The organism is Aurantimonas sp. (genome assembly GCF_964217435.1).
GTDB classification, from domain to species: domain Bacteria; phylum Pseudomonadota; class Alphaproteobacteria; order Rhizobiales; family Rhizobiaceae; genus Aurantimonas; species Aurantimonas coralicida.
The window spans coordinates 123,338-147,004 of sequence record NZ_CAXPJM010000054.1 but is presented as its reverse complement, the minus strand read 5'-3'; the positions used below and the strand labels follow the sequence as shown (position 1 = coordinate 147,004).

At 68.3% G+C, this 23,667-nt stretch carries 25 protein-coding genes; 8 read left to right on the top strand and 17 right to left on the bottom strand.

What is annotated here, in order from left to right:
• The first annotated feature begins 62 nt into the window (after positions 1-62).
• The gene (locus ACEQX1_RS18900) at positions 63-1,091 is read left to right on the top strand and encodes a hydantoinase/oxoprolinase family protein (RefSeq protein ID WP_370192628.1); all 1,029 of its coding nucleotides are present in this window, start codon (positions 63-65) and stop codon (positions 1,089-1,091) included.
• A 64-nt stretch (positions 1,092-1,155) separates the two neighbouring features.
• On the opposite strand, the gene ACEQX1_RS18895 is transcribed toward ACEQX1_RS18900, so the two are convergent.
• The 8 genes from ACEQX1_RS18895 to ACEQX1_RS18860 all read right to left on the bottom strand — a co-directional run bounded on the left by ACEQX1_RS18895 (position 1,156) and on the right by ACEQX1_RS18860 (position 9,503).
• Entirely contained in the window at positions 1,156-3,393 is a 2,238-nt protein-coding gene (locus ACEQX1_RS18895; protein WP_370192625.1) for a xanthine dehydrogenase family protein molybdopterin-binding subunit, read from the bottom strand.
• Positions 3,390-4,364: a xanthine dehydrogenase family protein subunit M gene (locus ACEQX1_RS18890; protein WP_187391102.1), complete on the bottom strand. Its 975-nt coding sequence runs from the start codon at positions 4,362-4,364 to the stop codon at positions 3,390-3,392. The genes ACEQX1_RS18895 and ACEQX1_RS18890 overlap by 4 nt, the downstream gene beginning before the upstream one ends.
• Positions 4,361-4,915: a 2Fe-2S iron-sulfur cluster-binding protein gene (locus ACEQX1_RS18885; protein WP_370192659.1), complete on the bottom strand. Its 555-nt coding sequence runs from the start codon at positions 4,913-4,915 to the stop codon at positions 4,361-4,363. The genes ACEQX1_RS18890 and ACEQX1_RS18885 overlap by 4 nt, the downstream gene beginning before the upstream one ends.
• 121 nt (positions 4,916-5,036) lie before the next feature.
• Entirely contained in the window at positions 5,037-5,612 is a 576-nt protein-coding gene (locus tag ACEQX1_RS18880) for a DUF447 domain-containing protein (RefSeq protein WP_187391101.1), read from the bottom strand.
• Positions 5,613-5,646: 34 nt separating this feature from the next.
• Complete coding sequence (locus ACEQX1_RS18875; RefSeq protein ID WP_370192621.1) at positions 5,647-7,053, bottom strand: DUF6513 domain-containing protein; 1,407 nt, start codon at positions 7,051-7,053, stop codon at positions 5,647-5,649.
• Positions 7,054-7,144: 91 nt separating this feature from the next.
• A complete protein-coding gene (locus tag ACEQX1_RS18870) occupies positions 7,145-7,792 on the bottom strand; it encodes an amino acid kinase (protein WP_370197363.1) in 648 nt (215 codons plus the stop codon).
• 101 nt (positions 7,793-7,893) lie between these two features.
• Positions 7,894-8,958 carry a (5-formylfuran-3-yl)methyl phosphate synthase gene (locus tag ACEQX1_RS18865; RefSeq protein ID WP_370192617.1) on the bottom strand — a complete coding sequence of 355 codons (1,065 nt, stop codon included), beginning with the start codon at positions 8,956-8,958 and terminating at the stop codon, positions 7,894-7,896.
• Positions 8,955-9,503 carry a DUF3280 domain-containing protein gene (locus ACEQX1_RS18860; RefSeq protein WP_277024133.1) on the bottom strand — a complete coding sequence of 183 codons (549 nt, stop codon included), beginning with the start codon at positions 9,501-9,503 and terminating at the stop codon, positions 8,955-8,957. The genes ACEQX1_RS18865 and ACEQX1_RS18860 overlap by 4 nt, the downstream gene beginning before the upstream one ends.
• Positions 9,504-9,694: 191 nt before the next feature.
• On the opposite strand from ACEQX1_RS18860, the gene ACEQX1_RS18855 reads away from it, so the two are divergent.
• From ACEQX1_RS18855 to ACEQX1_RS18840, 4 genes are all read left to right on the top strand, one after another.
• Positions 9,695-10,891 (top strand): ABC transporter substrate-binding protein, encoded by a 1,197-nt coding sequence (locus tag ACEQX1_RS18855; RefSeq protein WP_370192657.1) that lies wholly within the window; start codon positions 9,695-9,697, stop codon positions 10,889-10,891.
• Between the two features lie 128 nt (positions 10,892-11,019).
• Positions 11,020-12,384 carry a histidine kinase gene (locus ACEQX1_RS18850; protein ID WP_370197361.1) on the top strand — a complete coding sequence of 455 codons (1,365 nt, stop codon included), beginning with the start codon at positions 11,020-11,022 and terminating at the stop codon, positions 12,382-12,384.
• On the top strand, positions 12,381-13,010 hold the full coding sequence (locus tag ACEQX1_RS18845) for a response regulator transcription factor (protein ID WP_009210883.1): 630 nt from the start codon (positions 12,381-12,383) through the stop codon (positions 13,008-13,010). Before ACEQX1_RS18850 ends, ACEQX1_RS18845 begins: the two co-directional genes overlap by 4 nt.
• 96 nt (positions 13,011-13,106) lie before the next feature.
• The gene (locus ACEQX1_RS18840) at positions 13,107-13,283 is read left to right on the top strand and encodes a hypothetical protein (protein WP_230786400.1); all 177 of its coding nucleotides are present in this window, start codon (positions 13,107-13,109) and stop codon (positions 13,281-13,283) included.
• A gap of 38 nt (positions 13,284-13,321) precedes the next feature.
• On the opposite strand, the gene ACEQX1_RS18835 is transcribed toward ACEQX1_RS18840, so the two are convergent.
• From ACEQX1_RS18835 to ACEQX1_RS18820, 4 genes are all read right to left on the bottom strand, one after another.
• Positions 13,322-13,924, bottom strand: a complete 603-nt coding sequence (locus ACEQX1_RS18835; protein WP_370192612.1) for a rhodanese-like domain-containing protein — start codon at positions 13,922-13,924, stop codon at positions 13,322-13,324.
• A gap of 17 nt (positions 13,925-13,941) precedes the next feature.
• Positions 13,942-14,904, bottom strand: coding sequence for a substrate-binding domain-containing protein (locus ACEQX1_RS18830; RefSeq protein ID WP_370197359.1), 963 nt, complete (start codon positions 14,902-14,904; stop codon positions 13,942-13,944).
• A gap of 3 nt (positions 14,905-14,907) precedes the next feature.
• Positions 14,908-15,642: a c-type cytochrome gene (locus tag ACEQX1_RS18825; RefSeq protein ID WP_024349714.1), complete on the bottom strand. Its 735-nt coding sequence runs from the start codon at positions 15,640-15,642 to the stop codon at positions 14,908-14,910.
• A gap of 180 nt (positions 15,643-15,822) precedes the next feature.
• On the bottom strand, positions 15,823-17,670 hold the full coding sequence (locus ACEQX1_RS18820; RefSeq protein WP_370192606.1) for a methanol/ethanol family PQQ-dependent dehydrogenase: 1,848 nt from the start codon (positions 17,668-17,670) through the stop codon (positions 15,823-15,825).
• A gap of 214 nt (positions 17,671-17,884) precedes the next feature.
• Between ACEQX1_RS18820 and ACEQX1_RS18815 the strand changes: the two genes are divergently transcribed.
• The 3 genes from ACEQX1_RS18815 to ACEQX1_RS18805 all read left to right on the top strand — a co-directional run bounded on the left by ACEQX1_RS18815 (position 17,885) and on the right by ACEQX1_RS18805 (position 20,300).
• Positions 17,885-18,337, top strand: a complete 453-nt coding sequence (locus tag ACEQX1_RS18815; protein WP_370197357.1) for a hypothetical protein — start codon at positions 17,885-17,887, stop codon at positions 18,335-18,337.
• Positions 18,334-19,287, top strand: coding sequence for a quinoprotein relay system zinc metallohydrolase 2 (locus ACEQX1_RS18810; RefSeq protein WP_370197439.1), 954 nt, complete (start codon positions 18,334-18,336; stop codon positions 19,285-19,287). Before ACEQX1_RS18815 ends, ACEQX1_RS18810 begins: the two co-directional genes overlap by 4 nt.
• A gap of 122 nt (positions 19,288-19,409) precedes the next feature.
• Entirely contained in the window at positions 19,410-20,300 is an 891-nt protein-coding gene (locus ACEQX1_RS18805) for a quinoprotein dehydrogenase-associated SoxYZ-like carrier (protein ID WP_370197355.1), read from the top strand.
• Between the two features lie 76 nt (positions 20,301-20,376).
• Here ACEQX1_RS18805 and ACEQX1_RS18800 read toward each other — a convergent pair whose 3' ends face one another.
• The 5 genes from ACEQX1_RS18800 to ACEQX1_RS18780 all read right to left on the bottom strand — a co-directional run bounded on the left by ACEQX1_RS18800 (position 20,377) and on the right by ACEQX1_RS18780 (position 23,657).
• Entirely contained in the window at positions 20,377-20,688 is a 312-nt protein-coding gene (locus ACEQX1_RS18800; RefSeq protein ID WP_370195920.1) for a hypothetical protein, read from the bottom strand.
• Between the two features lie 286 nt (positions 20,689-20,974).
• Positions 20,975-21,136: a hypothetical protein gene (locus ACEQX1_RS18795; protein WP_085931402.1), complete on the bottom strand. Its 162-nt coding sequence runs from the start codon at positions 21,134-21,136 to the stop codon at positions 20,975-20,977.
• A gap of 57 nt (positions 21,137-21,193) precedes the next feature.
• Entirely contained in the window at positions 21,194-22,156 is a 963-nt protein-coding gene (locus ACEQX1_RS18790; protein ID WP_370195916.1) for a beta-propeller fold lactonase family protein, read from the bottom strand.
• Positions 22,156-22,695, bottom strand: a complete 540-nt coding sequence (locus ACEQX1_RS18785; protein WP_370195919.1) for an SRPBCC family protein — start codon at positions 22,693-22,695, stop codon at positions 22,156-22,158. Before ACEQX1_RS18785 ends, ACEQX1_RS18790 begins: the two co-directional genes overlap by 1 nt.
• A 155-nt stretch (positions 22,696-22,850) precedes the next feature.
• Complete coding sequence (locus ACEQX1_RS18780) at positions 22,851-23,657, bottom strand: IclR family transcriptional regulator (RefSeq protein WP_370195915.1); 807 nt, start codon at positions 23,655-23,657, stop codon at positions 22,851-22,853.
• Positions 23,658-23,667: the final 10 nt, after the last annotated feature.

The following is a 23,667-nucleotide window of genomic DNA, read 5'->3' as shown; positions in this document are numbered from 1 at the left end:
CTCGCGCCGCCGCGCTGTTCGGTGGTATAGGATGCCCCGTATCAGAAACGAGCGGACATGGCATGACGAGAACGCTGGGTTGGGACGTCGGTGGCGCGCATCTGAAGGCGGTGCTGGCGGAGGGAGAGCGTGTCCTCAAGGTCTGGCAGGAGCCGAGCCCGATCTGGCAGGGGCTGGAGCATCTGGATCGCGCGCTGACGACCATACTGGAGGGTATGCCGGAGGTGGACCGGCATGCCGTGACGATGACCGGCGAATTGTCGGACGTCTTCGAATCGCGCCGGGACGGCGTGGCGCAGCTCACGCGGATCTTCGCCGAGCGCCTGAGCGGCGACGTCCTGATCTATGCTGGCGCGTCCGGCTTTCTCGCCCCCGGCGACGCCCGCGGCCATGCCGACGCCATCGCCTCGGCGAACTGGCATGTGAGCGCGGCGCTGGCCGCGACCGCCATCGAGGAAGCCCTGTTCCTCGACATGGGATCGACGACGACCGACATCGTGCCCCTCGCCGGCGGCACTGCCAGGGCGCGCGGCTTCACCGACCGGCAGCGGCTGGTGGAGGGCGAGCTCGTCTATCAGGGCTACACCCGCACGGCGCTGATGGCGGTGGAAAACCGCGTCCCCTTCGCCGGGCGCTCGATCCCGGTGATGAACGAGTTCTTCGCGACCATGGCCGATGTCCAACGCATCGTCGGCACGCTCGACGAGGCCGATGACCTGCACCCGGCCGCCGATGGCCACGAGAAGACGCTGGAGGCCTCGCGCCGGCGCCTGGCACGGATGGTGGGCATGGATGCCGCCGATGCCGGCGACGGCGCCTGGGAATGGCTGGCCCATGCCTTTGCCGAGGCGCAGGTCCGCCATGTCCACGACGCGGCGCTACAGGTGCTTTCGCGCGAGGACGTGTCGGACGACGCGCCGGTGGTCGTGGCCGGCGCCGGCCGCCCGGTGCTCCGCCGCCTCGCCGCGCGGCTCGACCGGGGCATCGTCGACTTCTCCGACCTGTTCGACTGCCCCGGCGAAATGCGCGACGCCGTCTGCCGCGCCGCGCCCGCCGCGGCACTGGCACTGCTGGCGGCCAAACAGGCGTAGCGCCTCACACGAAAAAGGGGCCGGCGCGATGCCGACCCCTTCCTTTGTTGTCTATTTGCGTGGCTTATGCGGCCGCGTCGATCTCCGGCGACATGCCGGCAAGCACCTTGTCCAGCGTCATCGGATAGTCGCGGACGCGGGCGCCGCAGGCATTGTAGATGGCGTTGGTCACCGCCGCGCCGACGCCGGCCAGCGCCAGTTCGCCGATGCCCTTGCCGGCCAGCGGGCTGGCATGGGGATCGCGCTCGGGCAGCAGCACGACATCGAGCTGCGGCACGTCGGCATTCACCGGCACGTGGTATTCGGCGAGATCGTGGTTCACCAGGAGGCCGGTGCGCTCGTCGGTGACGAGTTCCTCGGTCAGAGCGGAGCCGATGCCCCAGATCTGGCCGCCATAGCACTGCGACGTCGCCGTCTTCTCGTTGAGAATCCGACCGGCAGCGGCCACCGTCAGAAGCCGGCGGACGCGCGTCTCTCCGGTCACGGCATTGACCGCCACCTCGCAGAAATGCGCGCCGTAGCTCGCCTGATTGTAGTTCTGCGAGGTCTCGCCCGGCTTGATGGTGCCGAGCTTCATCAGGCTCTCGCCGTCGAGGATCTCGGTGAACGGCACCTGCCGGTTGTTGGCGATGGCGTGGCCATCCTTCAGGGTCAGCCCGTCCGGCTCGACGCCGAGACGCTGGGCGATCTCCCCGATCAGGGCCTCGCAGGCGACATAGACCGACGAGCCGGCGCTGTTGGCGCCCCAGGAGCCGCCGGAACCGGACGAGGACGGCAACGACGTATCACCCAGCTCGACATCGATGCGGTCCAGCGGCAGGCCCAGCATCTCGCCGGCGATCTGCTGCAGGATCGTGTAGGTGCCGGTGCCGATGTCGGTCATGGCGGTGCGCACGACCGCGCGGCCGTCCGGCGTCATCTCCACCTCGGCCGAGGACTTCATCAGCGAGTTGGCGCGCGAGGCCGCGGCCATGCCGTAGCCGATCAGCCATTCGCCCTCGCGGACGCTGCCCGGCCTGGCCGGACGCTTGTCCCAGCCAAAGCGGCGGGCGCCTTCCTCGTAGCATTCCACCAGCTTGCGCGAGGAGAACGGCAGGTCGTCCTGCGGCGCGACCTCCGGCTCGTTCAACTTGCGGAACTCCAGCGGATCGAGCCCGAGCTTCTCGGCCATCTCGTCCATGGCGTTTTCCAGCGCCAGCATGCCGACGGCCTCGCCCGGCGCGCGCACGGCCGAGGTCATCAGGACGTCGGTCTCGGACAAGCGATGGGTGACGCTGCGATCCTTGCCGGCGTAGAGGAACACGCTGGAAATGCCGGCCGGCTCGAAGAAGCCGTTGCCCGGCGAATTGGCCGCGAAGGTCTCGTGGGAAAAGGCCGTGATGTGGCCGTACTTCGTCGTGCCGATGCGGATGCGCTGGATGGTCTCGGACCGCCGCGACGTCGTCTGGAAGACGTGCGGCCGGCTGAGCGCCAGCTTGACCGGGCGGCCGGCAGCGCGGGCGGCGAGCGCCGACAGCACCGCATCCGGGCCGATGCCGAGCTTGGAGCCGAAGCCGCCGCCGATATAGGGGCTGAGCAGACGGACATTCTCGACCGGCACGCCGACGCCGTTGGCTATCTGCTGGACGTTGGTTTCCAGCAGCTGGCAGGACGACCAGACGGTCAGCTTGTCGCCGTCCCACTTCGCCACGCTCGCATGGGGCTCCATGGCGGAGGAATGGTGGCTCGGCGTCGTGTAGGTCTGGTCGAACTGGATTTCGGCCTTGGCAAACGCCGTCTCGAAATCGCCGCGCTCCGTGTCGGCCGGCATCACGCCCTGGTCCGAGGCGCGGCCCTGATCCTTGACCTGTTCGAGAGAGTAGCGACCGCTGCTCGCCGGAGCGTACTCGACCTCGACCAGCTTGGCGCCATGACGCGCCGCCTCGAAGCTCGTGGCGACGACGACGGCAACCGGCTGGCCGTAATGGAAGACCTCGCCGTCGATCGTCTGGGCGGCCGGCGCCATCGGCTGCGAGGAGGCCCGCAGGATCCTGTCGCCGTCTACAATGGCGAGAACGCCCGGCGCGGAGAGCGCCTTGGACCCATCGACCTTGACGATCTTCCCCTTGCCGATGCTGGCGGTGACGATGAAGCCATAGGCGACGTTCTTGTCGTCGGCGAGATATTCATAGGCGTAGGTCGCCTTGCCGGAGACCTTCAGCGGGCCTTCGTAGCGGTCGACGGGCTTGCCGATGACGCCCTGCGTCTCGCGGTCGAGCCGCGTTTCGCCGATCTCCTTGTCCATGACATGGGTGTTCATCATGCGTCTCCCTTCGTCGCCTCGGCCAGCACTGCGGACAGCGTGCGGCGCGCCAGCGGGATCTTGAAGTCATTGCCGCCCTGCCCCCGGGCATCCTTCAGGAGGATGTCGGCAGCCTTGGCGAAGAGGTCCTTCGACGGCGCCTGGCCAATCAGCGCGGCCTCGACGGCCTCGTCGCGCCACGGCATGTGGGCGAGCCCGCCGAAGGCGAGACGCGCCGCCGAGATCGTGCCGTTCTCGACGGTGATCACGGCCGCGACCGAGACGAGCGCGAAGGCGTAGGACGCACGGTCGCGGACCTTGCGGTAGACATGGACGCCGCCGGCGGGCCTGGGCAGGCGCACCGCGGTGATCAGCTCGCCCGGCTCCAGATTGGTCTCGATCTCGGGCGTGTCGCCCGGCAGGCGGTAGAGGCCGTCGAAATCGAGCTCACGGGTCGAACCGTCCGGCAACACCGTCTCGACCATGGCGCCGAGGGCGCGCATGGCCACCGCCATGTCGGAGGGATGGGTGGCGATGCATTTGTCGCTGGCGCCGAGAATGGCGTGGATGCGATTGAAGCCGCCGATGGCACCGCAGCCGGAGCCCGGCTCGCGCTTGTTGCAGGGCGACGTGGTGTCATAGAAATAATAGCACCGGGTGCGCTGCAGGAGATTGCCGCCGGTGGACGCCTTGTTGCGCAGTTGGCCGGACGCGCCGGCGAGCAGCGCCCGCGACAGCACCGCGTAATCGCGGCGGATGCGCGGATCGGCGGCCAGATCGGCATTGGTGACCAGCGCGCCGATGCGCAGGCCTCCATCCTCGGTTTCCTCGATGTCCTTCAGCGGCAGCCGGGTGATGTCGACGAGCCGGTCCGGCGCCTCGACTTCCAGCTTCATCAGGTCGAGCAGATTGGTGCCGCCGGCGATGAAACGGCCGGCCAGTTGACCGGCTTCTGCGACCTCGGAGACGCGGGAATATTCGAACGGCTTCATGCCGGGCCTCCCGAGTTGTTCTTGGTGCTGGCGGTGCGGATCGCATCGACGATGTTCGGATAGGCCGAGCAACGGCAGATATTGCCGCTCATGCGCTCGGAAATCTCGGCGTCGGTCAGTTCGACCTGGCCGTCGAGCTTGTCGGTGACATGGCTCGGCCAGCCATCCTTGACCTCGCCCAGCATGCCGGTGGCCGACATGATCTGGCCCGGCGTGCAATAGCCGCACTGGTAGCCGTCATGGTGCAGGAAGCTCTCCTGCATGGTGTCGAGATTGCCGGGCTCGCCCAGCCCCTCGATGGTGGTGACGTCGTCGCCCTCGTGCATGACGGCGAGGGTCAGGCAGGAATTGATCCGCCGGCCGTTGACGAGCACGGTGCAGGCGCCGCACTGGCCGTGGTCACAGCCCTTCTTGGTGCCGGTCATGGCAAGGTGGTCGCGCAGCGCGTCGAGCAGCGACGTCCGTACGTCGGCCTCGAGCTGATGCTCGGTTCCGTTGATGGTCAGATTGATCAAGGTGAAGGTCCCTTCGCTTCGCCCCGCCTGCGCGATCCCGGCCGCTGCAGGTTGGAATGGTTCGAAATCGAGAAGGGAACGACGCGAGAGGCGAATTGGTTCGCCGCTGCGACAGTCTGTTCAGTGGAGCCGCATTATTTCGGTCGGTCGCGAAGGCTCAGGCGGTCGGCTCGACCTCGGCCAGATGGGCGATGACCTTCTCCAGAAGCCAGTACCACGCCTGCTCCTCATCGGGTCCCGCCGTCTTGTCGATGGCGATCTTCAGATAGGCGATCTCGTCCTCGATCTTCTCGGTCGGCAACATCTTGAGCCGGCTGACGAGAATGGCGGCCTCCAGCACCGCCGCCTTGGCCCGGTTCATGCCGAGGAACGGCCGATGCTGGCCCGACGAGGCGACGCGGCAGTGGAAGCGCGGGCGGATGTCGTCGCCTGTCACCGAGACGACTTCGAGCACGTCGTGGCTGAGGGCCGCCTCAAGCCGCGGCACGGCGCAGCCCTCAACCGGGGCCAGCGGCCAGTCGCGGCGGCCGGTCAGGCAGCCGGCGAAGATCTTCGCCTCGTCGGTGTAGTTGACGACCGCGACGCCCGTCGCCTCGATATTGGCAAGGGTCGTCGAGGGCCGGAACGGCGCGATCACCCAGCCGTCGCCGTCCTGGATGATGCCGAGCGGCGCGATATGCACCACGCCGTCGGCCGAGGCCGTGGTCAGGATCGTCTCGCGGATATAGGGCATCGTCGGTCTCTCGCGGGTTGTCTCTGTCGGCCCGTCAGCCGGACGGGGTCTGCTTCTTCGCCTTCAGCGTATGGCCGGCTTCCTCCAGCCGGGTGCGGTCCTCCTCGCGCCGCGGCGCGGCAACGCCGAAGTCGAGGGGCGTGTCCTGCGCATAGCGCTTGCCGAGCCGCCAGGCGATCTCGGCCTTCTGCAGTTCGGCGCCCAGATAGAAGGCATGGCCGGTATCGCCCGCGACCTCCAGTTCGGGGAAGAACTCGAAAGCGTCGGTCGCGGTGACATGGCTGTCGCGATTGTAGAGATGGACGCCATCGGCCGCCGTCTCGATGCGGTAATTGCGGTCGCGGATCGTCGCCGCCTGCTCGGCCAGTTCCTCAGGCGTCGCCGCATGGGGCTTCACGTCGTGGACCTGCAGCAGCGCGCCGGAATAGCCGCGCGGCAGGGCGCCGTCGGCGCGGGCGGCAAACATCATGCGCCGCGCCGCGTCGTGCTCCTCGACGGTGCGCCGCGTATGCGGGCTGACATGCACGACCAGGAGGTTGCGGATCGCCAGTTCCGAGCAGATGCCGAGCAGGGTCGCGGTGATGCCGGAGGTATCGGCGTCGGTCAGCTCGGTGAGATTGCCCGTCCCCATCAGGATCTCGACATCGGGATAAGCTTCGCGCAGCCGGTGGTAGCGCACCAGCGAGGCGGCGAAGCCGAAATGGATCGGGTCGAGGATCGGGTCGGCGACGAAAGCGATGCCCATCTCGCGGGCCCGGTCGATGGCGCGTTCCAGCGAGGCGAAATCATGAGGCCTTGCCGGCACTAGGATCGGCACGGCCTCGCCTTCGCGGGCAATGTCGAGGGTCTCTTCGGTGAGGCTCAGAAGGAAGTCGGCGCCGGCACGCGTGGCCCGGGCGAGTTCGTCGGGATTGGCGGAATCGACGCTCACCCGGTGGCCGGCGGCCTTCAGCGCGCGAACGGCCGCCTCCAGATGATCGAAGGGCGTGTCGGGCAGGCAGCCGAGATCGATCACGTCCGCCCCGGCCGCACGCATCGCCTCGGCCCGCCCGACGATGTCCTCGACGGTCAGCGCCGAAGCATCGACGATCTCGGCGAAGATCCGCATGTCGTGCCGCGACAGATCCGGCGGCGTGCCCTTGCGGCCGAGAAAGGCCGGCAGGTCGGCCAGCTCGTCCGGACCGCGCTGGAACGGCACGCCGAAGCTCTCGGACAGGCGATCGAGATCGGCGCGGCAACGCCCCGGCAGGATCACCCTGTCGGCCGCAACGGGTCGCGCGAGGCGACGCTCGATGATGTCGCCGGTGGCCAGCGCCGCGACCTTCACGCCGATATCGGCAATCGCCCAGTCGAAATCGGTCTCGCCGAGCCCCGTCAGCACGCGTTCGAGCCGCGGACGCGCCAGATGACCAGTCAGAAAGAGCAGGGTTTCCTTCGCCATGGCCGGTTATGTCGGCCAGTGCGGGAGCGATGGGAAGCGCCGAAGCAACGCATGCGACGCAGACGCCAGGGATCGTGACATGGGCGTCGTCTCAGTCCGATGCCGAGGCGGCCGGCGCGGGCATCGGCTGGCGCAGGATCCGGCGTCCGGGGATCGTCCCCTCGCCGAGATTGATGCCGGCCGCCGACAGGTCGGCGGGACCGGCGACATACAAATCCGTCGCCTCGCCCAGGACCCGCGAAAACGCCTCGTCGACGATTTCGGCGCCGGCCAGGGCCGCGAGGGTGGAATCGTCCGGCAGGTCGATCTGCTTGATCAGGCAGAGGCGGGCGCCGGGGATATGACCGGCGAGCCAGGCGGCGAGGCTGTCGGAAGTGACGGACCAGTCCCGGTCGATCTCCGGCGCCGCCAGCGCCATCTGCCGCGGCATCCAGACCGGGATGTCGCCGCGCTCCAGCGCCGCCGCGATGCCGGCATCGTCGCTTGCCCGCACCAGACGGCTGCCGAGGCCGACCAGCGCCAGGCCGAACTGCTCCATGGCCAGGATCGCCATCTCGTGGGCGGTCGCGTCGTCGAAGCCGATGCGTGGCTGGTAGCGCCGCACCGCCTCGGCGAAGGGGCCGCCGCCCGGCACGATCACCACCGGCATCCGGGTCGCCTCGATCGCCTTCAGCCAGCGCAGGAGATCGGGCGTGGTCGCATAGCTGCCTCCGAACTTCACGACCAGGATGTTGTCCACGAAGCTGCCCCCTGCAACGCTCTGCCATTCACGCGGCCACCGTGTCACGGCCGGCCCGGCCATGCCACCCGCCCCGCGAGATTCTTGGATCGGAGCCCGGTTCAGCGTCTGCCGGCGCGGCGGCGCGTCAGTTCGATGCCGACGGCCTCGGGCCCGAGTTCGAGCTTTTCGACCCGCACCGTCACCTCGCGGATGCGGGCGTCGGCCAGCACCGTTTCGGCGAGTTCCACCGCCAGCGTCTCGACCAGATCGGTGTGGCCGCGGGCGGCGAGCGCCCGGATGGCGTCGAGGATCAGGTCGTAGGAATAGATGTCGGCCATCGACCGCGCATCGGCGCCGATCGGGGCGATCTCGGCCTCGACCGAGAAACGCACCTTCTGGGTCCGGCCGCGCTCATGGTCATAGGCGCCGATCTCCATCGGCACGGTGAAATCGCGCACCAGGATGCGATCGCCGCGCCCGGCGACCGGCTCGACGCCACGGGCGGCTTCTTCGGTCGCCGGCAGCAGCGCGCGGATCGTGCGCACCGCGGCAAGATCCACCGGCGCGTCGCGGGCGCCCGTCGTCAGCGCGCCGCGAAAGCCGAGATAGTCGGGCCGCAGGACGGCAAGCCGCGGCACGTCCGGCGGCTCCAGCGATCCGGCCAGTCCGCTCATCAGGCCGAGGTCGCGCGCGTTCCGCACGAAGTCGCCGAGCGCTGTCATCGACAGATGCGCCATCAGCCGGCCGCTCGACTTGCCGATCGTGTCGATCATCGCCCCCCTGAAGCCGGCCTCCGCCAGCACCGGCAGCAGGCTGAAATCCGGGTCGCCATCGGCGAAGAACACGGCGATGAGCCCGGTGCGCTTTGCCAGCGGCCGCAGTCCCTCGATCACCGCGAGGCGCGCGTCGCGGCTGGCCGGAAACAGGCCGATCTTGACGAAGTCGGCGACGACACGGGCTTCGGCCGCCTCGCGCACCGTGTCCGGCAGCATGGGCAGGTCGCCGGCGACGGCCGACACCGGCCGGCGGCCGCCAACCATGTCCATGGTTTCCGCAAGCACCTGCGGCGAGACGGCGCCGAGGGCGCCCTTTGCCGGGTCCTTCAGGTCGACGAGATCGGCACCGCCCTCGAGGACGATGCCGGCTTCGTGCGGCCCGGTGACGCTCGCCAGGAGTTTGATCAACGTGCGGCCTCGAACTGCGTCTCGAGGACGTTCTCCCAGAGGTAATCGATACCGCGCTGCCAGCTCTGGTCCGTGTTGGAGCGGATGTCGGCGCTGCCGCGGGCGATCGCTTCGCCGGTCTTGGCATCGAAGGCATAGGCGTTGATGTTGAGGATCAGGTTGGAAACCTTCTGCACCGTGCCGGTGACGGCGATGTCGGCACCGATCTCGCGGGCGAAGGTCTGGCTGCAATTGCCGCAACTCTGCAGATACTGCTTCTTCGCCCGTTCGCGCACCGGCGCGATGTCGACGACGCTGTAGCCGGGCAGTGCCGCGATTGCCTCGCGCAGGTCCGGTGCCAGGCGGTCCAGCCGGGCCTGCTCGTCGGCGTTCTCACCCATCATCGAGCCTTCGAGGCTGGAATCGATCAGTTCGAAGTCGAAGATGGCGACGGTCCTGTCGGCGGCTGCGGCGGGCAGTGCCAGCGCCAGAAGGAAGGCGACAACGGGAAAAACTCTGCCTTGCCTTGGCGCGCGGCCTTGGGGAAACAATGGTAGGACGAACACTCTCGCTTCTCCGTGGAACGCGATGCCCACCGCGCTGGCGCTAGAACTAACGCCCTGAGCCCGTGGAGCAAACGATTTTCGCGGGTGTGCGCGGGAGGCGGGTGGGAGCCCGCCGGGGGAATGGGAGGCAGATCATGTCGAAGACGGCGATGGCACGCGCGCTGACGGGGGCCGCGGCCCTGATGCTGGTGATGGCCGGCGCGGGACAGGCGCAGGAGCCGGCTGCCGAGCCGGCAACCCAGGCGGCTCCCTCGGCAACCGAAGCCGCTCAGACCGTCAAGCTCGGCTATCTCAGGACCTGGGAGCCGACCCTCGCCCTCTCGGTGCTCAACATTCCGCCGGAGGATATCGGCGTCGCCGGCGCCGAGGTGGGGATCGCCGACAACAACACCACCGGCTCCTTCATGGGCCAGAATTTCACCATGGACGTGGTGACGCTGAAGCCGGGCGAGGACGTGGCAGCGGCGGCCCGGACCATGCTGGATGCCGGCGTCCATTACATCGTCACCGACCTGTCCGGTCCCGACACGCTGGCGGTGGCCGAGCTGGCGGCCGCGGCCGATGCGCTGGTCTTGAACGCCGGCGCCACGGACGACAGCCTGCGCGGCGCGGACTGCCGCCCCAACATGCTGCACACCGCGCCCTCGCGGGCCATGCTGACCGACGGTCTGGCGCAATATCTGATGTGGAAGCAGTGGCGCGAATGGGCGCTGGTGGCCGGCGAACATCCCGACGACCAGAAATTCGCCGAGGCGGTGAAGCGTTCGGCCACCAAGTTCGGCGGCAAGATCGTCGCCGAGAAGCTGTTCGAGGACAAGGGCGGCGCCCGGGCGACCGATTCCGGCCAGGCGCTGGTGCAGCGCCAGATTCCGGTCTTCCTGCAGGATCTGCCCGATCACGACGTGCTGCTGGTCGCCGACGAGAGCGAGGTGTTCGGCAGCTATGTGCCCTGGCGCAACTGGATTCCCCGTCCCGTCGCCGGCACGGCGGGCCTGACGCCCGGCTCCTGGCATCCGGCCAGCGAGCAATGGGGCGGCGCGCAGATCCAGAACCGCTTCGTGGACGCCGCCGACCGGCGGATGGAATCCAAGGACATGCAGGCCTGGACGGCGGTGCGGGTCATCGGCGAGGCCGCCTCGCGCACCCAGTCGGTCGATCCGGCGACGATCGATGCCTTCATCAAGAGCCCCGACTTCACCGTCGCCGCCTTCAAGGGCCAGCGCCTGACCTTCCGCGACTGGGACTGGCAGCTGCGCCAGCCGGTGCTGCTCGGCACCGAGGCCTCGGTGGTGTCGTCGTCGCCGCAGGAAGGCTTCCTGCACCAGGTCTCCGAACTCGACACGCTGGGCATCGATGAGCCGGAGACGGCCTGCGATTTCGGCGGCTAGCGCGACGGATCATCGGCGCCGCCGCCCTTGACGGCTGACCACGCCAGCGCGTCTGAATGAATGCGATCCGGGCTGCGGGCGGCACAGCCGCCGGGCCCGCCTTCCCGTCACCGCAACGATCGGCCGCCTTGTCCCTGAAAGCTCGCCTAGCCGCCACGCTCACCGCCGCCTTCCTCGCCATCCTGGTGATCGGCGGCCTTCTGGGCTTTCGGCAGGCCTCGTCCAACATCGAAGCCGAACTGACCGCGGCGCGCACCGTCGCCTCCAACCGCGTTGCCCAGCTGATCGCCGAACTGCCCGCCTCCCGCGACACGCAGGGCGAGCTGGCCAGCTTCGTGCGCGCCTTCAACGGCGACCGCCATGTCCAGATGATGCTGATCGATGCCACCGGTGCGGTGCGCGCCGCCTCGCAGCCGGCCGAGGCCTATGGCGGCCTGCCCGAATGGTTCGTCGATTTTCTGGCGCCCCCGCCCTCGACCATCATCATGCCGCTGTCGGGCAGCGCGTTGCCGATGACGGCGGCGGTCGTTTCCATCGACCCGCGCAACGAACTGGCCAGCAGCTGGATGGACCTCGCCACCAGCCTCGCCATCCTGATCGCCTTCCTGCTGATCGCCTTCGCCGCAATCTGGGTCGTTGCCGACCGGGCCCTGCGCCCCCTCGCCGACATCCAGGCGGCCTTCGCCCGGATCGGCGGCGGCGACTACGATATCGACCTGGCTCCCGCCGGCCCGCCGGAGATGCGGGCGCTGGCCGCCGGCTGCAACGACATGGCGAGGCGGCTCGACGAGATCTCGGCCCGCAACCGCCGGCTCTCCGAGCAATTGCTGCTGCTGCAGGACGAGGAGCGCGCCGAACTGGCGCGCGATCTGCACGACGAGATCGGCCCGCTGCTCTTCGTCATCGACGTCGACGCCTCGGCGATCCGCCGGGCGTCGGCCAAGCTTGCGGGCGGCGAGACGATCGCGTCGCGGGCCGAGGACATCAAGTCGGCCGCCCATCGCGCCCGCCAGGAAGTGCGCCGCATCCTCACCGATCTGCGCCCCGGCCTGATGCCCGGCCTCGGCCTCAAGGCGTCGATCGAGGATCTCGTTGCCGACCTGTCCCGGCGCCACCCCGACATCGCCATCACTGCGGCGCTGGAAGATGGCGACTGGGGCGGCACGCTGGAGGTCCTGGTGCTGCGCGCGGTGCGCGAAGCGGTGCACAATGCGCTTCGCCATGGTCACCCGAGCCGCATCGCCATCCGGCTCGAGACCCGCGCACGACGGCTGGAATTTTCGGTGGTCGACGATGGCGGCGGCCTGCCCGCGACGGGCACGGCCGGCGGCTTCGGGCTCATCGGCATGCGCGAGCGGGTCGAGGCGGTCGGCGGGCGTCTGGACATCGCGCAGGTGCCCCTGCCGCCGGGCGTCCGGCTCGAAGGCTGGGTGCCGCTGCCGCGCGGAACCGGCCCCCATATCGACGGCGACGACAGGCAGGAGACGTCATGAAGATACTGATCGTCGACGATCATACGGTGGTGCGGGACGGCGTCCGGCGCCTCGTGGAAACACTGGAGGTCAGCGAGATCGGCGAGGCGGAGACCCCGTCCGAGGCGCTGGCGGAGTTCCGTCGCCTGCGGCCCGACGTCGTCGTCCTCGACATCAACCTGAAGAATGGCAGCGGTCTCGACGTCCTGCGACGGCTGCGGGCCGACGACCCGAAGGCGCGGATCGTCGTGTTCTCGATGTATTCCGACATCGTCTATGCCGCCTCGGCGCGGCGCGAGGGCGCGCTCGGCTACGTCGCCAAGAGCGCGCCGTCGGACGAACTGGTCGAGGCGATCGAGATGGCGCTGAAGAACGAGCCCTATGTCGACAGCGAGACGGCGGCACTGATGGCGACCCATGCGGGCCGCGGCGCCGGGCCCGACGACCTGACGCGACGCGAATTGCAGATCCTGCACATGCTGGGCGAAGGCAAGAGCCTGACCGAGATCGCCGAGGGGTTGGGCGTCGCCTACAAGACGATCGCCAACACTTCGACGCGGATCAAGGAGAAGCTCGGCGTCGAACGGACCTCCGATCTCGTCCGCTTCGCCATAGAAACCAAGGGCGGGCGGATGCTCAACCGCTGACCGGCGGACGCGAAACGCCGACGACCGCTTGACGCATTGGAATGCGCGGGGCAGTCCTCGGACCGGCCCTTTGCCGATGCCGAAGAAGGAAAAGCCATGCCGCTCCTGCTGATCGTCCTGATCGCCATCCTGATTGCCCAGATCGGTTTCTGGGACACGTTCGGCGCGCTTCTCGGCGCGGTGGCGATGCTGGTCCTGTTCGTGGTGGTCGCGATCGTCGCGGCGGGCGTCGCCGGCTACATCTTCGTACGGCGCACGCGCCGGCGCTTCTGACCGGCCGCTCGTCCCGGCGGGGGCACCGCTGACCGGCGTTACTCGTCCGGTCGCGGCTCCGGCCGGTTGGCGGCCAGATCGTTGCCCGCCTCGGCCCAGCCCTGGACGCCGTCGGGATACCAGTAAACGGCCTCATGGCCGGCGCGGATCGCGCGCTTGGCGGCGTTGTAGCTCATCCAGCAATCGCGATCACAATAGATGACGACCGGGCGGCTCTTGTCGCCCTTGGTCGCCTTGTCGAGGCCGTCGAGGAGATAGGCCTCCATTGCCGGCGTCAGCGCGCCATAGCCGGTATCCACCAGCCAGAGCGAGCCCGGAATGTCGTTGCGGGGGCGTTCGCGCCACAATGTGCCCGCCGGCAGGTCCGGCCGCGGCGGACGCGGCAGCACGTCGATGAAGGCAACGCCCTCGCCATGCAGGCGCTCCGCCGTCTCCGTATCGATGACGGTGCCGCCGGCAAGGGTCGCGGGCACCGGTGCCCGGTAGGCTTCGGTGCGGTAGTCTTCAGGCTCCGGGACCGCGACGCCGTCCACTGCCGCCGTCTGCGCCTGGGCAGTGAAACCGCCCGGGCCGTGGCTCGTAAGGCCTACACCGCCGACCGCCAGCGCCAGCCAGGCCAGCGCCGGGATGATCCGCCGCATGGCCGGGCCTGGGCGGGTCACCCCTTCGGCTCGGGACTGGCCGCGGTGTCCGTCGCGTCAGCCGGAGCCGTCACGTCGGCAGCCTGTGCCCCTTGCGGCAACGGCAGGTCCTGGGCGGTCTTGCCGGCTTGCGACAGGATCGGCTGGTCCGCCTCGTCGAGCAGCGGCACGCCATAGGCGAGCAGGATCTCGTTGATCTCGCCCTGATAGTCGCGGATTGCCCGGTTGAGCGTGCGCTTCCATTCCTGGTCGGAGGCCCGCACGCCCATGGTGATGCGATAGGCCAGGGCCGGTCCCGGACCTTCAGCCACCAGCGGCACGACGGTGTAATCGGCATCGGCGAGCTTGGCGTAATAGCCGGCCATCGGGCCCCAGAGCACGGCCGCGTCGATGTCGCCGGTGCCGAGATCGTCGATCATCGACTTGGCGGAATTGTCGACCCGCGTGTCGATCATCAGCTGATAGGGCTTGGCGCGGCCGATCAGCCCGGCGCGGGCGAGATAGGTGGCCGGCGGCGTACCGGCGACGATGCCGATCCGCTTGTCCTTGAGCTTGGGGTCGGCGATCGTCGTCACCCCGGCGAGAGCGCCATCCTTCGGATAGACCAGCGCGTAGGAGGTGCGGTAATAGGCGTTGGTGTTCTGGACGAGTTCGTCACCCTGCGGGTAGCTGATGATCACGTCGCAGAGATTGGAGCCCAGCGTCATCCGCACGAAGCCGGTGGCCTGCGGAAAGTAGGAATAGCTCACGTCCTCGCGGTCGAGCTTGTCGGCCAGAAGCTCGGCGATCGCCTGCTCCATGCCCTGTTCGGCCTGGTTGGAGAAGGGCATGTTGTTCGGGTCGGCGCAGACCCGCAGGACGTTCGGGTCGACGAGTTCGATCTCGCCGCCGAACTCGCGATCCTGCGCTGCCGCCGGAAACGACATCGCGAGCGCCAGAACGCTCGCGATGCCGGCAGATGTCCTCGACACTGCTGTCATGCCTTAAAATCCCAGACAGTCGTACTCTTCCTGCTGGGCCTCCTTGTTGTTGGCGATCCGCTTGGGCTCGCCCCGCCCGATGGTGCCGTCGGCGCGGCCCCGCAGGTAGATGTAGATCGAGTCCAGCGAGCACATCACGTTGGGATCCTCGCCCCAGGCCGGCATGATGGAGTTGCCGGCGCTCCACTTGTTCTGCTGGCCGCCGACGACGATGCCGGCATAATCGTAATAGGTCAGGTCCTGCAGGGACTCCGCCAGATTGGGGGCGAAGGACGAGCCCATGCCATCCGGGCCGTGGCACTGCATGCAATTGGCCATGTATTTCTTGTAGCCACGCCAGGCGTACCAATCGACCTTGCCGTCGGGTGCGACGACATAGGTCGGGTTGCCGGCCGGATCGGCATTCTTGCCGAGATCGCCTTCCGTCGGCGCATTGCCTTCGGTGGCCGTATCCTTGGACGGATGGGCGTCGGGCTTCATGTGCTCGGCGGATGCCATTTCGGCATCGCCGCTGGCCGGGGCCGTCTCGGCGGCAGCCGCCTCGGGGGCCTTGTCGGCGGCGGCGGGCGCGGCCGTTGCGGTCGCCGCGGCGGCACCGCCTGTCTCCGCGGCCGGCGCTGCTGCGGCAGGCGCCGCTTCGCCGGCGGGAACGACCGTGGTGCCACTGTCCTGCGCGATGGCCAGGGTGCTGGCCGACAGGAGGGCGGCGCCCATGATCGCGATCAACTTGCTGTTCATTCAAGGCCTCATGTTGACAACCGGGCCACTCAAGCGGCCCGAGCTTCGGACGATGCGCGCGGATGGCGCGCACCCTCCCCTCCCAAAAGCGAAGGCCCGAGGTCGAGGTCGATGCCTGACGACGGGCCCTCCAGTCATGCGGAGGGCCCCGCCCTGTTCAGAGCGAGGCCCCTTGTCAGCTTACTTGCTCGCGGTCTGGTCCGGGACGGTGAAGACCGTCAGCTGACCACCGAGCGCGGTGTACTTGGACAGGGCTGCATAGCCGCCGACCGCGCCGAGACCGGCGTTGGGATCGGTGAGGCCTGCCGCCAGGCCGATGCCGGCCCAGCCGCCGATGCCGGACAGGATGCCGACATACTGCTTGCCGTCGTTCTCGTAGGTCATCACGTTGCCGATGATGCCCGACGGGGTCTTGAACTTGTAGAGTTCCTCGCCCGTCTGCGCGTTCACCGCCTTCAGGTAACCCTCGAGCGTGCCGTAGAAGACGATGTCGCCCGCGGTCGCCAGAGCGCCGGACCACACCGAGAACTGCTCGGGCAGCGACCAGACGATCTCACCCTTGCCGGCGTCCCAGGCGATGAAGTTGCCCATGCCGCCATGGCTGTTCGGCGCCGGGTACATCGACAGGGTCGCACCGACGTAAGGCTGTCCGGCGGTGTAGGCCACGCGGAACGGCTCGTAGTCCATGCAGACGTGGTTGGTCGGGACGTAGAACAGCTTGGTCTCCGGCGAATAGGCCGCCGGCTGCTGGTCCTTGGTGCCGAGCGCGGCCGGGCAGATGCCGGTCGAGTTCACGTCTTCGCCGTTCTGCTCGGTCGAGTATTCGGCGACCACCTGCGGACGGCCGTACTGATCGGACTCCTTGTCCATGACGACTTCCGTCGCCCAGTTGACGGCCGGATCGTACTTCTTGGCCACCAGCAGCTCGCCGGTCTCGCGGTCGAGGGTGTAGGCGAAGCCGTTGCGGTCGAAGTGGACGAGCGCCTTGCGCTCGGAACCGTCGACATCGATGTCCGCGAGGATCATCTCGTTGACGCCGTCGAAGTCCCACTCGTCATGCGGGGTCATCTGGTAGACCCACTTGGCCATGCCGCTGTCGGCATCGCGAGCCATGATGGTCATCGACCATTTGTTGTCGCCCGGGCGCTGGGCCGGGTTCCAGGTCGAGGGGTTGCCGGTGCCGTAGTAGATCAGGTTCAGGTCCGGATCATAGGCGAACCAGCCCCAGGTGGTGCCGCCACCGATCTGCCACTGGTCGCCTTCCCAGCTGTTGAGCGAGGAATCGGCGCCCACCGGCTCGCCGAGAGCCATGGTCTTCTCGGGGTCGAACAGCATCTCGTCGTCCGGACCGGTCGAGTAGGCACGCCATGCCTGCTTGCCGTCGGAGAGATTGTAGGCGGTGACCGAGCCACGTACGCCGAACTCGCCGCCGGAAATACCGATCAGCACCTTGTCCTTGAAGACCATTGGCGCGGCCGTGCCGGTCTCGCCCTTGGACGGGTCGCCGTTCTGGACGGACCAGACCTGCTCGCCGGTCTTGGCGTCGAGCGCCACGACGGTGGTGTCGGCCTGGTGGAGGATGACCAGGTCCTGGCCGCCGTCACCCTGCGCCGGCGCATAGGCGACGCCACGGTTGACGGTGTCGCAGCACATCACCGGAATGACGTTCGGGTCCTGCTTCGGCTCATACTTCCAGGTGATCGACGCGTCATCGGACAGATCGAGCGCGTAGACCATGTTGGGGAACGGCGTGTGGACATACATCATGTCGCCGACGACCAGCGGGTTGCCCTCGTGACCGCGCAGCACGCCGGTCGAGAAGGTCCAGGCCGGGACCATGTCGCCGACATTGTCCTTGTTGATCTTGTCGAGCGTCGAATAGCGCTGGTTGGCGTAGTTGCCGGTCGGCATGACCCACTGCGTGGCATCGCCCTGCAGTTCCTGCAGTTTCTCGTTGGCGAAGGCGGTGCCTCCGATACCAACGAGCAGGCTGGATGCAAGTGCAGCCTTCGTGATGAGCTTCAACATTCACTGTCCTCCCAAGGAACTGTGCCGGCGACGGCTGGCGGCAGGATTGCCGACATACGTCGAACCATCGGTAGCGTCGGGGGAAGGTTTCCGGCAGCGTGTCACGACCGCCAATAGGGGTCTTGGTGGGCACCGTTGATCAACGCCCTACCGTGGCCTTCGAGATTCGCAGCGCTCCCAACACTGCGACCTTGAAGCCGGAAACCATGGAAGGATGCTAGTTCGGGAAATTTTCCTGCGCAAGCGCCGAATGCCACTTTTCCTGTGTGCGCTGCAGCATTTCCTGGGTGCATTGCAGTGGAAGCGCCGCGTTCATCTGGCCATCCGGCGCATAAACCGGAGAAATACCGTTGTTTTTGCGCGATATACTGTCCGAAGCGCCGCAAGTCGCGACGAGGCGCCGCAGGACCGCCCGGATGTTCTGCAACCCGATCGGGGAATGACCCTGCGCGCCGTCGGCAATTCACGCGTGATACTAAAGTGGCAGGACAGCCAATGGTCGAAACGACGGAATCATCTCGCTCGGCGCTGCGATCAACGGCGCATGGGCAAGGTTTATCGACCGGCGCGGTCGTCGAACGGCCAGGCGAAGACCGCCGCGTCACGTCCAGTTGAAGCGGCGGCGCGCTTGCCCTGTGGCATCGCCGCGTGCCTGATACCGGGATGATCTGGACCTTGCCTTCCCCCCTGCGCCGGCTGCCGGCGGCGCTGCTCGCTTCGACGCTGTTCCTCGGCTCAGCCTTGCCCGCCGCCGGCGAATCGGCGCCCGGGTTCGAGGAGATCGCGCCGGGCATTCATGTGCGGGCCGGACTTGTCGCCGAAACCACGCCGGACAATCACGGCGCCATCGCCAATCTCGGCTTCATCGTCGGCGCGAATTCCGTCGCGATGATCGACAGCGGCGGCAGCGTCGCCGATGGGGAGGCCGCGCTTGCGGCCATCCGCGCCGTGACCGACAAGCCGGTCCGCTATCTGATCAACACCCACATGCACCCCGACCATGTGTTCGGAAACCAGGTCTTCGCCGCCGCGGGCGCGACGATCATCGGCCACGCCAAGCTGCCGGCCGCGCTCGGGGCGCGGGCCGAGCACTACAGATCGTCGATGCGCGAACAGCTCGGCCCCGAAGCGGCCGAGGCGGTGGCGGTCACCCTGCCCGACGAGACGGTGGCCGACACGCGCCGCCTCGATCTTGGCGGACGCATCATCGAACTGCGCGCCTGGCCGACGGCCCATACGGACAACGACCTGACCGTCTTCGACGAACAGACCGGCACGCTGTTTGCCGGCGACCTGGTGTTCATGGCGCATGTGCCGGTGCTGGATGGCTCGCTGAAGGGCTGGCTCGCCCGGATCGCCGACCTTCGCGATCTGTCCGCCGAGCGGGTCGTGCCCGGCCATGGCCCCGCCAGCGCGCCGTGGCCGCAGGCGCTCGAGGCCGAGACGGCCTATCTCGAGGCCCTGGCCGCCGACCTGCGCGCGGCCATCGCCGCCGGCGTGCCGCTGGCCGAGGCGGTGGAGACGGCGGGCGCAGGCGAGGCCGACCGGTGGCAGGTGTTCGACGCCTTCAACCCCCGCAACGCCACTGCCGGCTTTGCCGAGCTCGAATGGGAGTGACGGCGCTTCCTGGCGTGCTCCTCGTCAAGTGTTGATCGGTGCCGGCCTTGCCGTCGAGGCCACCGGCGGTCAGATTGACCGCAGGCGAACGGGCACTCGCAGGACATAACCGGGAGGTTCTCATGCCGAAGGCTCTATTCGGAGCGCTGCCGCATTCGACATCGGCGACCAGAGCGGGCCGCTTGTCCCGGCTCGGCGGCGTCGTGACGCTCGGACTGGCTGCGGCCTTTGGCGCCTTTTCCGCCGGCAGCACCGCATGGGCGGCATCGCCGGAAGAGATCGCGGCGGCAGCGGATTCGGCCTGGCCGGGCCTGAAGGGCGACCTCTTCGGCGACCGGGAACTGGTCGAGGGCAGCGGCGCGATCGCGCTGGACGCGCCGGCCCGGGCGACCGACCCGGCCATCGTGCCGATCAAGCTGACGCTCGATCCGGCCCGCGACATCCGCCGCGTCACCCTGGTCATCGACGAAAATCCCGCCCCGGTGGCGGCGACCTTCGAGATCGCGCCGGGCGCCGGCCTGACCGAGCTGTCCACTCGCGTGCGGGTGAATGCCTATACCGATATCCACGCCGTGGCCGAGGCGGCGGACGGCACGCTCTATGTGACGAAGCAGTTCGTGAAGGCGGCGGGCGGCTGTGCCGCGCCGGCGGCCAAGGACCCGGAAGTCGCGGCCCGCCAGATGGGCCAGATGAAGCTGCGACAGTTCGCGGCGGCGGAGGACGCAGGCGACACCGCCCGCCACGAGGCGCAGCTGATGATCCGGCACCCGAACAATTCCGGGCTGCAGAAGGATCAGGTGACGCTGCTCTACATCCCGGCGCATTTCGTCTCGGAGCTGGCCGTCACCCATGGCGGCGAGCCGCTGTTCTCGATGACCGGCGGCATCTCGATCTCGGAAGATCCGAGCTTCCGCTTCGACTATGCGGGTGATCCGGCGCTGCCGTTCCACGCCAAGGCCACCGACACCGAGGGCAATGTCTTCGAGCAGACCTTCACCGCCGGCCAGTCCTGATCGCGGCCTGACCCCGGCGCCTGGCGTGCCGGTCTTGCCGGACCGCCTGCTCAACGGGTGAAGGCAGCCCCCACCGTCAGTTGAAGCAGCGGATCTCGGCTTCGGCCTGGGCGCGGCGCAGGTCGGCAACCGTCGCCTTGGCGTCGGCGCTGGAGCGGAACAGCACCCCCTTCTCGCCGGTGACCTGTCCCATCGACAGATAGGTCGAAGCGTCGACATAGCGCTGATAGGGCAGCAGCGTCGCCACCACGTCGAAGGAGCAGGAACATTGTTCCAGCGCCGTGCGGGTGTTGCCGTTGCTGGACATGCAGCCGAACACGTAGTCGGCCGTCGCGGTCGTCGGGTAGTCCGCGGTGGCGGCGTTCGGCACACTGCCGGTGACCGGCACCTTGGCCGACCCGGCTTCGCCGACGATCACCTGGGGCGGCTGCGGCGACTGCGCGGCGGCCGGCAGGGAGGTGAGCGCCGCAAGGCCGGCGGCGACCACCGCCATCGCCAGCCCCTGCCCCAGCGCGTTGATTCGTCCCATCTTGGTTCCTCCCGATTTTCCGTTCCGTCTCCGGCGGGCGGGACCGAATTCCCGCCTGCCTTATGCCGCCCCAGTGCCACCAGGTGCCGCATGGGCGCCCCTCCCGGTCGCCCTCGCCGGCTTGGCGTCGCAGCACGGCGGCCGGCTAGAAATGCCGCCCGATCGTATTGCCGAAACCGGCCCCGATCGCGATCCCGACGGCGATGCCGAGCGCCACATTGTCCAGGACGAAGGCGCCGAGCAGCGCCCCCAATCCGGTTCCGATTGCGGCACCGAAAGCGATGCCGCCATAGCGATTGTCCGTCATGGCATGTCTCCTTCGCGCGCGAATCTGGCGCAAGAGTCTGGCCATGATGTGATATCGTCAGGGCGCCTTGCCGATGAACTCGCCGAAGGCGCGCGGGCCGCCGCCGACCTCGACGCTGCCGACCACTTCCAGCGTGCCGGCATCGATCTTCGACAGCGTGTTGTCGAACCAGTTGGCGACATAGACGAAGCGTCCGTCGCTGCCGACATCGATGCCTTCGGGATATTCGCCGGTTTCCAGTTGCTCCAGACGCGTGCCGCTCGCCGCATCGAAGACGGTGACGGTGCTGCCATACTGGTCGGTGACGAATACCTTGCCGCGGCTTTCGGCCACCGCATAGGGGTGCGAGCCGACCGGGACCGTGGACGTGACCGCATGGGTCGCCATGTCGATGATGCTGACGTCGTCGCTGCCGACATTGGCGGCATAGACCCTTTTGCCATCCGGCGAGATGGTCACGCCGAAGGGCCGCTCGCCGACTGCAACGCGGGCGATGGCCGCGCCGGTTTCCGTGTCGATGAAGGAGACCTGGTTGGAATCGCGGTCGGCGGTGACGACCACCCTGCCGTCGGCGCTGACGGCGACGCCGGAAGGCGATTCCCCGGTTTCGAAGGACCCCACCACCTTGCGCGTCCCGGGATCGAGAACCAGCAGGGAATGGGAAAACCAGTCGGCGACATAGACCGGCGCGCCGGACGGATGCACCGCGATGCCGAGCGGTCCGCCGCCGGTTGCGATCTCGCCGATCGTCTCGCCGCTTGCGGTGTCGACGATGCTGATCGCCTTGTCCTCGGGCCGCGAGACATAGGCGCGGCGGCCATCGCTGGAAACCGCGATCCCCGCCGGCTTGCCGGTCACGGCGATGGTCTTCGTCACCGCCATGGCGTCGAGATCGACGAAGGCGAGTTCTCCCGCCTCCTGGCTGGTGACATAGGCGATGTCGCCGGCCGCGGCCGGCAGCGACCAGAGCAGCGCGGCGACGAAAGCCGCTTTCGCCCCGCTCGCCGCGACGCGCGGCATCAGGAGCCCGATTCGACGGTCGCCTTCAGATTGTCGAGACCCTCGCGGATATAGGCGGTGACCCCTTCCACGGCGGCTTCGTCGTTCAGCTCGGCCGGCGGATCGTTGTTCGGATAGCCGCGATAGAAGGCGGCGCGCCACTGCACCTCGGACCCGGCGCCGTCCTTGGCCGGCTTGACGGTGATGGTGGAGGAGTAGTTCGTCGCCGGCAGCAGGTCGACATTCACATGGCCGATGAAGGTCGAGTAGCTCATCTTGGTCGCGTCGTATTTCGACAGCTCCTCCTCCATCATGCCGCCGTCGCTAAAGCCGAGGGTGCGGATCGAGCCCTTCTCGTTGCCCTTGGGGGCATCGGTCATGGCGATGCGCGGATGCCAGGACATGTCGCCGAACTCGGCGATCTTGGCCCAGACCTTGTCCGGTGCCGCGTCGATCGTCACGGTTTCGCTCGCCTTCTGGCGGGTCGGGCCATGCGCGAGGGCCAGTCCCGGCAGGACGAAAAGCGCGACGATGAAGCTGATGATGCGTGCTGCCACGATCGGGGTCTCCCATTGAGTGTGACCGACCGGTCCGGTGCCCAAAACCGACGCGGATTGCGGCGAAACCTATTGCCATCGCGCTGGAAGGAAAAGGGACTTCGTCCCGGCGCGACGATTTTCCTATGCGCATCGCAAAAGCCGGCGGCGCGGCGCGGCTACAGTCCCAGCGCGCCACGCACCGCTTGCGCCGTGCGTTTCAGCTTCGGCCCGACGTCGCTGCGCAGCCGCTCGGCCGGCAGCGCGAAGGCCGGCCCGCCGCAATTCAGCGCGAAGGCGAGACCGCCGGTGCCGATGGCCAGCGGCACGCCGACGGCGTTGACCTCGCGCTTCCAGTCGCCGGCCGAGACGACGAAACCCAGCTCACGGAAATCCTCGAGCGCCGCGGCGATCCCCGCCTCCATCGCCGGCCAGGCCTCGCCCTCGCGGGCGGCCAGCTTGGCCATCAAGTCGGCGCGGTCGCGGTCCGGCAGGCCGGCGAGATAGGCCCGCCCGATGGCCGAGGTTGCGAGCTTCAGATGGCTGCCGACGTCGAGATCGACCCGGATGGCGCTCGATCCCCGGCAGGCCTCGACATAGAGCATCGCCATGCCGTCGCGGGTCGCCAAAGCAACCGAGCACTGGGTCTCGTCGGCCAGCGCCTGCATGAAGGGCCGGGCCACGTCGCGCACCCCGAGCGAGCCGAGCGTGGCGAAGCCGAGGGCGAGCGCGCCCGGCCCCAGCCGGTAATTCGCCGATTCGGGCAGATGCACGAGATAGCCGAGACGGCTCAGCGTGTAGGTGAGGCGCGACACGGTCGCCTTGGGCAGGCCGGTGCGCCGGGCGATCTCCTGATTGCCGAGCGCGCCGTCGTCGCGGCGGAACGAGCGCAGGACGTCGAGGCCGCGCACCAGCGCGGTGACCATGCCGGGATCGTCCTCCGGCGCTGGTCCCTCTGCCGTGCCGTCCGCGTCCCGCCTGCGCATCGCCGGGTCC